Annotated in this window: 1 protein-coding gene; it reads left to right on the top strand. The window is 75.5% G+C overall.

The genetic code is table 11. The features are described 5' to 3' along the window. A partial coding sequence (locus tag ACSNOK_RS35735; protein ID WP_436784822.1) for a hypothetical protein occupies positions 1-245 on the top strand: 245 nt, incomplete at both ends.

Here is a 245-nt window from a genome sequence, read left to right as displayed (position 1 = left end):
CACCCACACCAGCACCCACACCAGCACCAGCGGCCACATCACCGGCCCCGCCGACCTCATCACCGCGCTGCGCCACGCCCTGGGCGACGCCCATGTGCTCACGGGTGCCGATGCGGCCGGCTACCTGACCGACCAGCATGGCCGCCTCACGGGCCAGGCCCTGGCCGTGGCACGGCCTGCCGACACGGCCCAGGTGGCGCAGCTGGTGCGCCTGTGCCGCGCCCACCGCACGCCCATCGTGGCCC

Source organism: Streptomyces sp. URMC 126, from assembly GCF_051386555.1.
Classification (GTDB): domain Bacteria; phylum Actinomycetota; class Actinomycetes; order Streptomycetales; family Streptomycetaceae; genus Streptomyces.
The sequence above is the reverse complement of the archived record's forward strand: the minus strand, read 5'-3'. Positions and strand labels throughout refer to the sequence as shown.